The sequence below is a fragment of the Parablautia muri genome (assembly GCF_009917485.1).
In the GTDB taxonomy this organism is placed as follows: Bacteria; Bacillota; Clostridia; order Lachnospirales; family Lachnospiraceae; genus Suilimivivens; species Suilimivivens muri.
This window is the reverse complement of the sequence record NZ_QZDT01000001.1, coordinates 11,945-24,978: the sequence shown is the minus strand read 5'-3', so window position 1 is coordinate 24,978 and position 13,034 is coordinate 11,945. Positions and strand designations below refer to the sequence as shown.

Here is a 13,034-nt window from a genome sequence, read left to right as displayed (position 1 = left end):
TTTAAATAACTTTTATATTTGATACTTTATATTGTTCTAAATAAACCAAAAGTACAGAAATATCGGCAGGAGATACACCGGAAATTCTTGATGCCTGTCCTACAGATATCGGATGAAAAGCTTTCAGTTTTTGTCTTGCCTCTAAACGTAGGCTTGGTACATTATCATAATTTAAATCAACAGGTATTTTTTTATTTTCCATTTTTTTAAACTGTTCGACCTGTCGAAGCTGTCTTTCGATATACCCTTCATACTTTATTTCTATTTCTACTTGCTCAATTACATCTTTTGGAAGTTCTTTTCTCTCAGGATCAATTTCTTCTAAAAGATTATAAGTAAGTTCCGGTCTACATAATAATTCAGCAAGATTTACTCCTGTTTTTAAAGTTGAACTTCCATACTTTTCTAAAAATTTTTGATTTTTTGCTGATGCACCAATCTTTATATTTTTAAGACGATTTATCTCATTTTTTATTAATTGTTTTTTATGAGTGACATCATTATATTGGTCTTCTGTTATTAACCCAACTTTGAATCCTTTTTCACGCAATCTTAAATCTGCATTATCCTGTCTAAGTAAAAGCCTATATTCTGCACGGGAAGTCATCATTCTATATGGTTCGAAATTATCCTTTGTAACCAAATCGTCAATTAATACTCCTATATATGCTTCCGATCTATCAATTACTAATTCTTCCTTTCCTAATATAAACTGTGCAGCATTTATTCCGGCTATTAATCCCTGAACTGCTGCTTCTTCATAACCGCTGCTTCCATTTAACTGTCCACCACTATAAAGACCTTTCACATCTTTAAATCTTAAAGTAGGATACAACTGCTTTGGATTAATACAATCATACTCTATTGCATATGCATTTCTCACTATTTTACAATTTTCCAGACCAGGAACAGTACGATACATAGCAATCTGCACATCTTCCGGTAAAGAAGAAGACATACCTCCAACATACATTTCATTAGTGTGTAGACCCTCCGGCTCTATAAATACTTGATGTCTTTCCTTATCAGCAAATTTTACTACCTTATCCTCAATAGAAGGACAATATCTTGGTCCTGTACCTTCTATAATTCCGGCATATAGAGGAGAACGATCAAGATTATTTCTTATAATTTCATGTGTCTTTTCATTTGTATATGTAAGATAACATGATACCTGATCAATCTGTACATCTTCCGAATTAGTAGAAAAAGAAAATGGAATGACTCTCTCATCTCCAAATTGTTCTTCCATTTTAAAAAAATCAATACTTCTTTTATCCATTCTTGCCGGAGTCCCTGTTTTAAACCTACGCAATTCTATTCCCATAGATAGTAAAGAATCTGACAAATAATTTGCCGCTTTTAAACCATTAGGTCCAGTATAATCTATTGCTTCTCCACATAAACATCTTGATTTTAAATAAGTACCTGTACACAAAATAATTGCCTTACATTCATATATAGTGCCAGTAAAGGTCTTTAAACCAATTATTTTTTTAGTTGTATTTTCATTCGAATCATTTATATCTTCCCATAATAATTCACAAACTTCAACTTGTTTAATTGTAAGATTTTCCTGATTTTCAAGAACTTTTCTCATAGTACGGCTATACTCAGCTTTATCGGCCTGAGCACGAAGAGAATGAACTGCAGGACCTTTCGAAATATTCAACATTTTTGATTGAATAAACGTTTTATCTATGTTTTTACCCATTTCACCGCCAAGTGCATCTAACTCACGCACAAGATGTCCTTTAGAAGATCCTCCAATATTTGGATTACATGGCATAAGAGCAATACTATCTACACTTACAGTAAATATTATCGTTTCAAGACCAAGTCTGGCACAAGCTAAAGCCGCTTCACATCCTGCATGTCCCGCACCTACCACACAAACATCAACATATTCCCTTATTTCCATTCTAACCTCCATGCTGCAAGCAACCCACAAATTTAGACACAAGCACAAATTTGTTGCTCAAAAAATCTTCGATTTTTCAATCTATTTACCCATACAAAATTTTGAAAAGATTTCGTTTACAAGATCTTCCTCTATTTCTTCTCCTATAATTTTTCCAAGACTAGCATAGGCACTTATCAAATCAATTGAAAAGAAATCTTCAGGCATTTTATTTTCTATACTTTTTTTAACTTGATTCAAACTAAAAAGTGTATCTCCCAACGCTTCTTTATGTCTTAAGTTTGTTATCATGACTTCATCATCTAAAAAAATTTCACCTTTAAAAAATAATTTTTTAATAGCAGCTTCAAAATTATCTATTCCAGTATTTTCTTTTGTTGAAGTTTTAATTATAATAGAATTTCTTATCTTATCCATTAAATCTTCAAAAGATATACTTGCGTCCAAATCTGATTTATTAAATAAAATAATAGATTTTCTATTTTCTATCATTTTCATAATTTCAAAATCATTTTCATCTAAAGGTACAGACGAATCAACTACATAAACAATTAAATCTGCATCCTCTACATATTTTTTTGCTTTTTCAACACCTATTTTTTCAATAATATCCTCCGTAAAACGAATACCAGCTGTGTCTATCATCTTAAGACTGATACCGCCTATATTTATATTTTCTTCTAATATATCTCTGGTTGTACCAGCAATATCTGTTACAATTGCTTTTTCTTCTCCAACCAATACATTTAATAAAGAAGATTTTCCCGCATTCGGCTTTCCTACAATAACAGTTTTAATACCTTCTTTTATAATTTTCCCATTTTCTGCGCTTAACAATAATTTATTAACTTCATTTATTAAATTTTCATTTTTAATATACAATTTATCTGCATAACCATCAAGACTTATATGCTCTGGATCATCCAAGGCAGATTCAATAAAAGCAATTTCATAAATAATGTCTTCTCTTAAATCCTTTATTTTTTCATAAATAGAACCTCCAAGATGTTTCATCGAATTTTTAAGTGCCATTTCATTTTTAGAAGAAATAATATCCATAACAGCTTCTGCTCTTGACAAATCAATTCTTCCATTTAAAAATGCACGTTTTGTAAATTCTCCTGGCTCTGCTAACCTTGCTCCATTTTTTACAATCATATCTAAAATACGATTTAGTACTACAACTCCACCATGGCAATTAATTTCAACTGTATCTTCTGCGGTAAAACTATTCGGTTTTTTCATAATAGAAACCATAACCTCGTCCACTACTTCATTTCCATCATAAATAAAACCATAATGAATTGTATGGCTTTTAAAATTTTTTAATTTTCTCTCATTCTTATTATTTCTATATATTAAATCGACTATTTCAATAGATTCTTCACCACTTACCCTTATAATACCTATACCTGCATTACCCATTGCAGTTGCAATAGCAGCAATTGTATCTGTTTTCATTTACATACCCCATACTTCCAATTAACTATATCAAACACTACCAATCTTCGCGATTCAACCTTTGACTATTTATAAAAAATGCCGGAGGATACAATTCTCCAGCATTTTTATATACCTATCTTTTTAATGTTACAACTACTCTTCTAAAAGGTTCTTCACCTTCACTATGTGTTGTTACATATTTATCATTTTGTAACGCGGAATGAATAATCCTTCTCTCATAAGGATTCATAGGTTCTAAAGAAACAGGACGTTTTGTTCTTTTTACCTTATAAGCAATATTTTTTGCAAGGTTCTCAAGAGTTTCCTTTCTTCTTCTTCTATAATCCTCTGTGTCAACCTTTACTCTAATATAATCATCTGAATCCTTATTTACTACTAAAGATACGAGATATTGAAGTGAATCGAGAGTTTGTCCTCTTTTTCCTATTAAAACACCCATTTCGTCTCCGCTCAAATCTATACTCATATTGTTACTAACTTCATCATATTTAACATCCACTACCACTGTCATATTCATAGCCTCAAAGACTTCGTTTAAGAAATCCTTTGCCTTATCTTGGACAGTACATTTTGCTCTTGCTTTAATAACAGCTGGTTTAGATCCAATACCAAGAAAACCTGCTGAACCTTCTTCAACCACAATATAATCTAATTTATCACTTGTTACTACAAATCTCTGACAAGCTTCCGTAATTGCGTCATTTACTGTTTTAGCTGAAATTTCAACGTATTCCAAAATAATTTCCCCCTATTTATTATTTTTTTCATTGTACTGTTTTACCATATTAGCTTTTGATGCAAGACTCCCTGGTTTAGCGTTTTTATTATAATATTCAGTAGACTTTTTCATTGCTTCATCCTTTTCTTCCTGAGTCATAGGATTAACCTTTGCCTTTGATGACATAGAAGAAGAACTTTTGTAAGGATTAACATTTTTTGTACTTAAAGTAGCGTTTTTATTTAACGACTTAGGATCAATTCCTGCTTTTTCAAGCTTCTTAATTCTTTTATCCTCATTTTTATTAATAAGCTCATCAATGTCTATCTTATCAATATGCTTATTAATTACTACCTGCTGAATACTTCTTACAACTGAACCTGCAATCCAATAAAGTCCCATACCGGCAGGAAGTGTAAAGCAGAAAAATGCTGACATAAGCGGCATCATGGTATTCATCATTTTCATTGACTGTGCCATAGAATTTTGCTGATCACTTTGATTAGAGGTATCAGCCTGCGGCATTAATTTGGTATTAATCCACTGAGTAACTGCTGATAAAACCGGAATAATAAGCGCCACAATAATGAAAAGCCACTTGATACCATCAGGAGAATTCCATGCCTCACTTATCATATAAGAAGGAGAATTTCCTATATTTATACCAAGAAAATTATTATAGGTATCAATTAATCCGCGCGTTCCTTCATTGCTTAAAATAAGCTCTCCATCATAAGTAAGCTGCGATAAATTATAATGTTCTGAAATAACATTCATATCAGAAGTAGAAAGCTTGTTAAGCACATCAATAATACCATTTGAAAGATTCTTTTCAAGATTATTTCCGTACATTCTGATTGCGCTTACAACACTAGTTAATTCAGAACTCTGTAAAAATTCACCTTTATCTAATGAAATAATTTTTTCAGATAATACTCTGAAAGTTTCACCTATTTTTGTAACATATGCAGGCATAGAATAAATCACACGATAAAGTGCAAATAAAATAGGCATTTGAATCAAAAGCTGCACACAACTACCACTAGGAGAAACACCATATTTTGCATACACAGCCTGTGTTTCCGCATTCATTGCCATCATGGAATCATTATCTTTTTTATTCTTATATTTTGCCTGGATTGCCTGAAGCTCCGGATTCATCTTTGCAGAAAGCTTAGAAAACTTTTGCTGCTTAATCGTAAGAGGCATCATTAACAAATATATTACAATCGTAAATAAAATAATGGAAAGCCCTACATTTGGAATTCCGATCAAATCAAGGAGCGAAAAAATTCCTTCCATAAGATAACCAAGAATCTTGGCAATAGGACCGATTATCATACCATCATACTGGGTTAAAATAATTCCTGTCAATTTATTTCCTCCTGTTGTTAATTCTATCAATCTTATGGTACAGGATCATATCCCCCTTTTGAAAAAGGATTACACCTTAAAATTCTCCACAAAGCTAACATACTTCCTTTTAAAGCTCCATATTTTTCTATCGCTTCAAGCCCATACTCCGAACAGGTAGGAAAATATGGACACTTCGTATGCTTTATAGGAGAAATATATTTCCTGTAAAATATAATCAATAAAATCAATAATTTTTTCATGTTATTTTCTGATTTCTTCATCATCCTGTATATTACTTAAATATCAAATACTGTCACGATAAGTGACCAACTTAATAAAAATAAATTTTTATAATCTGATGAAGCTTTGCAAGATGTAATAAAGCGCTTTCAATCTTCCAATAAGATACAGAAGAAGCGTTATTTCTGGCTATGACTACTATATCTAAACCACTATTAAATATATTTTCATGTAGTCTGTAACTTTCTCTTATCAATCTTGTAACTTTATGTCTGACTACGCTGTTTCCTACTTTCTTACTTACACTTATTCCCAGCCTGTTTTTATCTGTACTATTTTCCAAAACATACATGACTAAATATTTGTTGGCATAAGATTTGCCCATTCTGTAAACTTGCTGGAAATCACTATTTTTTTTTAAAGAATCTGAAAAAATATAACTCATTTCAATCTTCCAATTATCTTTATATCATTTTTTATTATATTTTCTATTGAAAAAATATAGAAAAAAAGGCCACATAACGCGGCCTATGCTGATAATCTTTTTCTTCCTTTTGATCTTCTGGCTGCTAAAACTTTTCTTCCGCCAGCACTGCTCATCCTGGCTCTAAAACCATGAACCTTAGATCTCTGTCTTTTCTTAGGCTGATAAGTCATTTTCATAATCGAAACACCTCCTTTACTTGACCTTAATATATAATAAGGTAAACAAATATTTAGATTTATTACAAAAAACCCTTCTTTGGAAAATATCATTAAAATTATATAAGATTAAAATATTTACGTCAAGTCAAAAAAGAAAAATCAAAACGAAAAAAATATAAAAAAAATAATCGAAAAAATCGTTATATTCACCATAACAATATATTGTTATAAGTATCCCGTTAAAAACACTAAATGTAGTAAATAATAATTTTATAACTTTACATAATAATATCCACAAAATGTGGATAAGTTGTGGATAACTCATATTTTTTCAACATAGATTAAACAAATTGTCAAATAAATCCATGCTTTTCCCTAAATATTTCAGTGTGCAAATTGTTGATTTCTTTTTTTAAGTTATTCACAAACAATCCAAAAATCCTTATAAATTATGTAAACTAAAAATAATTTGAAATTTCATCTTATTTATATTAAGATAAAATTGAGTAGTTTTTTAATTATTATATGGGGGTATTCAATGGACTTGATTAAAGAAAATTGGAATTTAATTAAAGAAACTCTTAGGACAGAATATGATTTGTCAGATATATCCTACAACACATGGGTAAAGCCTTTAAACTTTCACAGTGAAAAGGATGATATTGTCACAATTATGATTCCTTCCGATCAGGCCCATGCCCTTAAATATATTTCATCCAAATATAAAAGTTATTTTCAGGTAACAATTTCTGAAATGATGGATCATACTTATGATATTTCCTTCATCCTTGAAAAAGATGCGGAAAATGAAACATCCTCATCTAAAGCAGTTTATAATATTAATTACATAAATGCCAACCTCAATTCAAAATATAGATTTGACACCTTTGTAGTAGGAGGAAATAATAAATTTGCCCATTCTGCTTCGTTAGCCGTAGCAGAATCTCCTGGTGAAGCATATAATCCTCTTTATTTATATGGTGGAGCTGGTCTTGGAAAAACCCATCTGATGCACTCGATAGGCCATTTCATATTAAATCAAAGCCCTGATATGAAAGTGCTCTATGTTACCTCCGAGCAGTTTACCAATGAAGTAATTGAATCCATACGAAGCGGTAATGCTGCAAAAATGAACAGACTAAGAGAAAAATATAGAACTGTAGATGTGCTTTTAATTGATGACGTACAATTTATAATAGGTAAGGAAAGTACCCAGGAAGAATTTTTCCACACCTTTAATGTACTTCACTCCGCAGGAAAACAAATAATTCTTTCCTCTGATAAGCCTCCAAAAGAAATGGAAACATTAGAAGAAAGATTTCGCTCACGTTTTGAATGGGGACTTATTGCCGATATACAGCCTCCTGACTATGAGACCCGCTACGCCATCCTTAAAAAGAACGCTGAAAACTACAATAAGGAAATAAAAGAAGATGTTTTTCAATACATTGCAACTAATATTAAATCAAATATAAGAGAATTAGAGGGTGCTTACAATAAAGTAATCGCTTTTGCAAGGCTCAATAAACTTGACATAACCCTTGAAAATGTCCAGGAAGCATTAAAGGATATTATATCCTCCAACGCAACCAGACAAGTTACACCTCAGCTTATTATTGATATAGTAGCTGAACACTTTGGTATTTCACCGGAGGATATCATATCAAGAAAGAGAAATTCAGAATTTGTACAGCCAAGGCAGATTTGTATGTATTTATGCAGACAATTAACAGAAGAATCTTTACAAAGTATAGGTAAAGCCCTTGGAAAAAAAGACCACACTACAGTTATCCACGGTATCGACAAAATAACCGAGGATATAAAGACAAATGCAGAGCTTAAAAACAGAATAGAAATTATTCGAAAAAAAATAAACTCTGACTAAACAATAATCTTTCAAGATACATTGTTCATAAATAAAAGGTTATTCCCAAATAAATTTTTTAAAATTTGTTTTATCCACACGTTTTACATTCCTTTTTTCATTGAAAAATAGTATAATAAAAGAGTTATACACAAATTAACACCCCTTATTAAGTATTATTACTAAATTAATTATATATTAATAAGGCTCCTAAGAACTATAAATATATTTTCAACTTTACATTCTTAAAATGTATTTTTCTGTAACTGTCTATATTATCCTTGTGGATTATCTTATAAAAGAAAGGAAGTCATGGCCAAATGAAATTAATATGCAGCAAATCAAACCTATTAAGTGGAGTACAGATTGTTTCAAAAGCTGTTCCAAATAAGACTACAATGTCTATTCTTGAATGTATTTTAATAGATGCCACAGGAAGAAATATTAAATTGATTGCCAATGATATGGAACTTGGCATTGAAACAATTATAGAAGGGGATATTGTAGAAAAAGGACAAATAGCACTTGATGCAAAGATATTCCTTGATATTGTTAGAAAATTACCTGACAATCAGGTAGTCCTTGAAACAGATAAATCATTTAAAACAAATATTGTATGTGAGAAAGCAAAGTTCACAATTATAGGAAAATCCGGAGAAGATTTTTCATATCTTCCATCCATTGAAAAAATAGATCATATTATTATATCTCAATTTACCTTGAAAGAAGTTGTAAGACAAACTATTTTTTCAATTTCAGACAATGATAACAATAAGCTGATGACAGGAGAACTGTTTGATATCAATGGGGATACTTTAAAAGTTGTTTCTCTTGATGGTCACAGAATTTCAATTCGTAAGATAGGATTGAAAAACAGTTATCCTTCCAAAAAGGTAGTGGTTCCTGGAAAAACATTAAATGAAATAAGTAAAATTCTTTCAGGTGATGCAGATAAGGATGTTTCCATTTTCTTTACAGGAAAGCATATTGTATTTGAATTTGATAAGACCACGGTTGTATCTAGATTAATTGAAGGTGAATATTTTAGGATTGACCAGATGCTTTCCAGCGATTACGAGACAAAGGTAACGATTCATAAAAGAGAATTTTTAGAATGTATTGACAGAGCTACCTTACTAGTAAAAGAGGGAGATAAAAAACCCATTATCATCAATATTACAGATGGTGTATTAGAGCTAAAAATTAATTCGACCATAGGAAGTATGAATGAAGAAATTGACATTACGAAACAGGGTAAGGATTTGATGATCGGTTTTAATCCTAAATTTATGATAGATGCTCTGCGGGTGATTGATGATGAACTGATTGATGTTTATCTTGTTAATCCTAAAGCACCTTGTTTTATAAAGGATGCCACTGAAAATTATATTTATTTGATACTTCCTGTTAATTTCACTACTGTAAATTAAAGGTCATATTCGTAGAGTTTTGATTAAAGAGGTAAAAAATGGAAATAATTAATTTAAAAGATGATTATATAAAATTAGGGCAGGCACTCAAGGCTGCTAATCTGGTACAATCAGGAGTGGATGCTAAATTTGTCATTCAGGATGGTTTGGTAAAAGTAAATGGAAAGGTGGAAATCCAAAGAGGAAAAAAATTATATGATGGAGATATTGTAGAATTTGAAGGAAACCAGATTAAGATAACAGGTTGATTTATCTTTTGCAGAAAGGCTGGAAGGTTGAAAATTTAAGATGATCATTAAATCTCTTGAACTGGCTGATTTCAGAAATTATGAAACGTTAAATATAAGCTTTGACGAAGGAACTAATATACTTTATGGGGATAATGCCCAGGGTAAGACCAATATTTTGGAAGCTATTTATGTTTCATCTACAACAAAGTCACATAAAGGAAGTAAGGATAAAGAAATTATAAATTTTAATAAAGAAGAAGCTCATATAAGAACCTGTCTTTTAAAAGAAGCTGTGGAATACAGGGTGGATATGCATCTCCGCAAAAGTAAATCAAAAGGAATCGCAATAGACGGACAGAAGATAAAAAAGGCAGCAGAGCTACTTGGTCTTTTAAATGTGGTTTTCTTTTCACCGGAAGATCTTTCGATTATAAAAAATGGTCCGGCGGAAAGAAGAAGATTTGCAGATATGGAGCTTTGTCAGTTAGACAGCTTTTATCTTTATAATCTTAATCATTATAATAAAATAATAAATCAGAGAAACAAATTGTTAAAAGATATGTATTTTAACCCAAGCCTAAAAGAAACCTTAAGCATATGGGATTCACAGCTGATTTCTTTTGGCAGTAAGATTATTGAAAGGCGAGGGCTTTTTACAAAACAGCTGTGTGAAATTATATATGATATACATAGTAAATTATCCGGAGGAAAAGAAAATTTAGTTATCAAATATGAGCCTGATGTTGAAATAGAAGATTTTGAAAGGAAAATGAAAGAAAATCAGGAAAAGGATATACATACAAAGATAACCTCTACCGGACCTCACAGAGATGATTTTTCTTTTATTGTGAATGATATTGATATACGTAAATTTGGTTCCCAGGGACAGCAAAGGACAGCCGCTTTATCTTTAAAATTATCAGAGATAGAACTGGTTAAAAAAATGACTAAGGATACACCTGTTCTTCTTTTAGATGATGTTCTCTCGGAATTAGACAGCAACAGGCAAAATTATCTTTTAAACAGTATAGGAGATATACAGACAATTATAACCTGTACAGGTTTGGATGAGTTTGTAAATAACAGATTTAAAATAAATAAAATATTTAATGTTATTGGAGGTAATGTGGAAGTAATGTCGGAAACGACAGTGTAAATGATAGTATATATTTTTTGATTTTGGAAAGGACATGGATTTTTATATGAATAACGATTACGGTGCGGATCAGATTCAGATATTGGAGGGGCTTGAAGCAGTTAGAAAAAGGCCTGGTATGTATATTGGTTCCACGTCCAGCAGAGGTCTTCATCATCTTGTATATGAAATAGTGGATAATTCTGTTGATGAGGCTCTTGCAGGTTATTGCGATACCATTACAGTTACAATTAATGAGGATAACTCTGTTACTGTAACCGATAATGGTAGAGGTATACCTGTTGGAATTAATAAAAAAGCAGGGCTCCCTGCCGTAGAGGTTGTTTTTACCGTACTGCATGCCGGTGGTAAATTTGGAGGAGGAGGGTATAAGGTTTCAGGCGGTTTACATGGGGTAGGCGCTTCTGTGGTAAATGCTTTATCAGATTGGCTTGAAGTTGAAATTTATGCGGATGGGAAGGTTTATAAACAGAGATATGAAAGAGGACATGTGTGCAATGCTTTAGAGGTCATTGGTGAATGTGAAAAAGAAAAAACAGGAACAAAGGTTTCTTTTAAACCTGATGCTACGATTTTTCAGGAAACTACAGAATATGAATTTGATGTTTTAAAGCAAAGACTCCGCGAAATGGCCTTTCTTACCAAAGGTCTTCTTATTATTTTAATAGATAAAAGGGTAGAAGAAGGAAAAGCGCCTATTGAGCGTAAATTCCACTACAAAGGTGGAATAAAGGAATTTGTAACTTATCTAAACAGAAGTAAAACTCCTTTGTATGATAATATTATGTATTTTGAAGGCAGCAAAAATAATGTTTATGTTGAAGTTGCTATGCAGCATAATGATTCTTACACGGAAAGCTCTTACAGTTTTGTAAATAATATAAATACGCCTGAAGGAGGTACTCATTTAGTTGGTTTTCGTAATGCGCTTACCAAAACCTTTAATGATTATGCAAGAAACAGTAAATTATTAAAAGAAAGTGAACCTAACCTTACTGGTGAAGATATAAGGGAAGGATTAACGGTAATTGTAAGTATAAAAGTAGAAGATCCTCAATTTGAAGGACAGACCAAACAAAAGCTTGGAAACTCCGAAGCAAGGACTGCAGTGGATAATATTGTAAGTGAACAGCTTACTTACTTTTTGGAGCAGAATCCTGCCATAGCAAAATTAATCTGCGAGAAATCAATTCTTGCGCAGCGTGCAAGAGATGCGGCAAGAAAGGCAAGAGATTTAACAAGAAGAAAAACAGCTCTTGAAAGCGCTGCCCTTCCTGGAAAATTAGCAGATTGTTCTGACAAAAATCCGGAAAATTGTGAGATTTATATTGTTGAGGGTGATTCAGCTGGCGGAAGCGCTAAGACTGCTAGAAGCCGTGCAACTCAGGCAATTCTTCCGCTGCGCGGTAAGATTTTAAATGTGGAAAAGGCAAGGCTTGATAAAATTTATGGCAATGCTGAAATTAAAGCAATGATTACCGCTTTTGGAACCGGTATTCATGAAGATTTTGATATTTCAAAGTTAAGGTATCATAAAATTATTATTATGACCGATGCGGATGTGGATGGAGCACATATTGCTACATTGCTTCTTACATTTTTATATCGATTTATGCCGGAGCTTATTAAGCAGGGATATGTATATTTAGCGCAGCCGCCTCTTTATAAGTTAGAAAAGAACAAAAATGTATGGTATGCTTACAGTGATGATGAATTAGATAAAATTCTTTCTGAAGTCGGGCGGGATCAAAATAATAAAATACAGCGTTATAAAGGTCTTGGGGAGATGGATCCTGAACAATTATGGGATACAACCATGGATCCTGCAAAGAGAATACTTTTACGTGTCACTATGAATGAAGAAGCGGAATCTGAAATTGATCTTACCTTTACAACTTTAATGGGTGATAAGGTAGAGCCAAGACGTGAATTTATAGAGGAAAATGCCAGATTTGTCAAGAATCTTGATATTTAAGTTATTTGAAAAAATACCGTTAGCAGCAGGGTATA

Annotated in this window: 12 protein-coding genes; 5 read left to right on the top strand and 7 right to left on the bottom strand. The window is 31.9% G+C overall.

From position 1 onward, the window contains the following. Position 1: 1 nt before the first annotated feature. The 7 genes from mnmG to rpmH form a co-directional block, all read right to left on the bottom strand. Positions 2 to 1,921 (bottom strand): tRNA uridine-5-carboxymethylaminomethyl(34) synthesis enzyme MnmG, encoded by a 1,920-nt coding sequence (gene mnmG / locus D5281_RS00100; protein WP_160558134.1) that lies wholly within the window; start codon positions 1,919 to 1,921, stop codon positions 2 to 4. A gap of 81 nt (positions 1,922 to 2,002) precedes the next feature. Then, positions 2,003 to 3,382 (bottom strand): tRNA uridine-5-carboxymethylaminomethyl(34) synthesis GTPase MnmE, encoded by a 1,380-nt coding sequence (mnmE, locus tag D5281_RS00095; RefSeq protein WP_160558133.1) that lies wholly within the window; start codon positions 3,380 to 3,382, stop codon positions 2,003 to 2,005. A 115-nt stretch (positions 3,383 to 3,497) separates the two neighbouring features. After that, the gene (jag, locus tag D5281_RS00090; protein WP_160558132.1) at positions 3,498 to 4,121 is read right to left on the bottom strand and encodes an RNA-binding cell elongation regulator Jag/EloR; all 624 of its coding nucleotides are present in this window, start codon (positions 4,119 to 4,121) and stop codon (positions 3,498 to 3,500) included. Positions 4,122 to 4,133: 12 nt separating this feature from the next. Next, complete coding sequence (locus tag D5281_RS00085) at positions 4,134 to 5,477, bottom strand: YidC/Oxa1 family membrane protein insertase (protein ID WP_160558131.1); 1,344 nt, start codon at positions 5,475 to 5,477, stop codon at positions 4,134 to 4,136. 32 nt (positions 5,478 to 5,509) lie between these two features. Further along, on the bottom strand, positions 5,510 to 5,719 hold the full coding sequence (yidD, locus tag D5281_RS00080; RefSeq protein WP_277935085.1) for a membrane protein insertion efficiency factor YidD: 210 nt from the start codon (positions 5,717 to 5,719) through the stop codon (positions 5,510 to 5,512). Positions 5,720 to 5,790: 71 nt separating this feature from the next. Then, on the bottom strand, positions 5,791 to 6,144 hold the full coding sequence (rnpA, locus tag D5281_RS00075) for a ribonuclease P protein component (protein ID WP_160558130.1): 354 nt from the start codon (positions 6,142 to 6,144) through the stop codon (positions 5,791 to 5,793). 83 nt (positions 6,145 to 6,227) lie between these two features. Further along, positions 6,228 to 6,362: a 50S ribosomal protein L34 gene (gene rpmH, locus D5281_RS00070; protein ID WP_160558129.1), complete on the bottom strand. Its 135-nt coding sequence runs from the start codon at positions 6,360 to 6,362 to the stop codon at positions 6,228 to 6,230. A gap of 520 nt (positions 6,363 to 6,882) precedes the next feature. Between rpmH and dnaA the strand changes: the two genes are divergently transcribed. The 5 genes from dnaA to gyrB all read left to right on the top strand — a co-directional run bounded on the left by dnaA (position 6,883) and on the right by gyrB (position 12,999). Next, a complete protein-coding gene (gene dnaA, locus D5281_RS00065; RefSeq protein ID WP_160558128.1) occupies positions 6,883 to 8,229 on the top strand; it encodes a chromosomal replication initiator protein DnaA in 1,347 nt (448 codons plus the stop codon). 299 nt (positions 8,230 to 8,528) lie between these two features. Continuing rightward, complete coding sequence (dnaN, locus tag D5281_RS00060) at positions 8,529 to 9,638, top strand: DNA polymerase III subunit beta (protein WP_160558127.1); 1,110 nt, start codon at positions 8,529 to 8,531, stop codon at positions 9,636 to 9,638. 38 nt (positions 9,639 to 9,676) lie between these two features. Next, positions 9,677 to 9,886: an RNA-binding S4 domain-containing protein gene (locus D5281_RS00055; RefSeq protein WP_160558126.1), complete on the top strand. Its 210-nt coding sequence runs from the start codon at positions 9,677 to 9,679 to the stop codon at positions 9,884 to 9,886. Positions 9,887 to 9,926: 40 nt separating this feature from the next. Further along, complete coding sequence (recF, locus tag D5281_RS00050) at positions 9,927 to 11,024, top strand: DNA replication/repair protein RecF (RefSeq protein ID WP_160558125.1); 1,098 nt, start codon at positions 9,927 to 9,929, stop codon at positions 11,022 to 11,024. 46 nt (positions 11,025 to 11,070) lie between these two features. Further along, entirely contained in the window at positions 11,071 to 12,999 is a 1,929-nt protein-coding gene (gene gyrB, locus D5281_RS00045) for a DNA topoisomerase (ATP-hydrolyzing) subunit B (protein ID WP_160558455.1), read from the top strand. Positions 13,000 to 13,034: the final 35 nt, after the last annotated feature.

Excerpts from the sequence above, each read along its gene's own strand:
- mnmG (WP_160558134.1), bottom strand. The coding sequence starts at position 1,921 with ATGGAAATAAGGGAATATGTTGATGTTTGTGTGGTAGGTGCGGGACAT.
- mnmE (WP_160558133.1), bottom strand. The coding sequence starts at position 3,382 with ATGAAAACAGATACAATTGCTGCTATTGCAACTGCAATGGGTAATGCA.
- yidD (WP_277935085.1), bottom strand. The coding sequence starts at position 5,719 with ATGAAAAAATTATTGATTTTATTGATTATATTTTACAGGAAATATATT.
- rnpA (WP_160558130.1), bottom strand. The coding sequence starts at position 6,144 with ATGAGTTATATTTTTTCAGATTCTTTAAAAAAAAATAGTGATTTCCAG.
- rpmH (WP_160558129.1), bottom strand. The coding sequence starts at position 6,362 with ATGAAAATGACTTATCAGCCTAAGAAAAGACAGAGATCTAAGGTTCAT.
- dnaA (WP_160558128.1), top strand. The coding sequence starts at position 6,883 with ATGGACTTGATTAAAGAAAATTGGAATTTAATTAAAGAAACTCTTAGG.
- dnaN (WP_160558127.1), top strand. The coding sequence starts at position 8,529 with ATGAAATTAATATGCAGCAAATCAAACCTATTAAGTGGAGTACAGATT.
- D5281_RS00055 (WP_160558126.1), top strand. The coding sequence starts at position 9,677 with ATGGAAATAATTAATTTAAAAGATGATTATATAAAATTAGGGCAGGCA.
- recF (WP_160558125.1), top strand. The coding sequence starts at position 9,927 with ATGATCATTAAATCTCTTGAACTGGCTGATTTCAGAAATTATGAAACG.
- gyrB (WP_160558455.1), top strand. The coding sequence starts at position 11,071 with ATGAATAACGATTACGGTGCGGATCAGATTCAGATATTGGAGGGGCTT.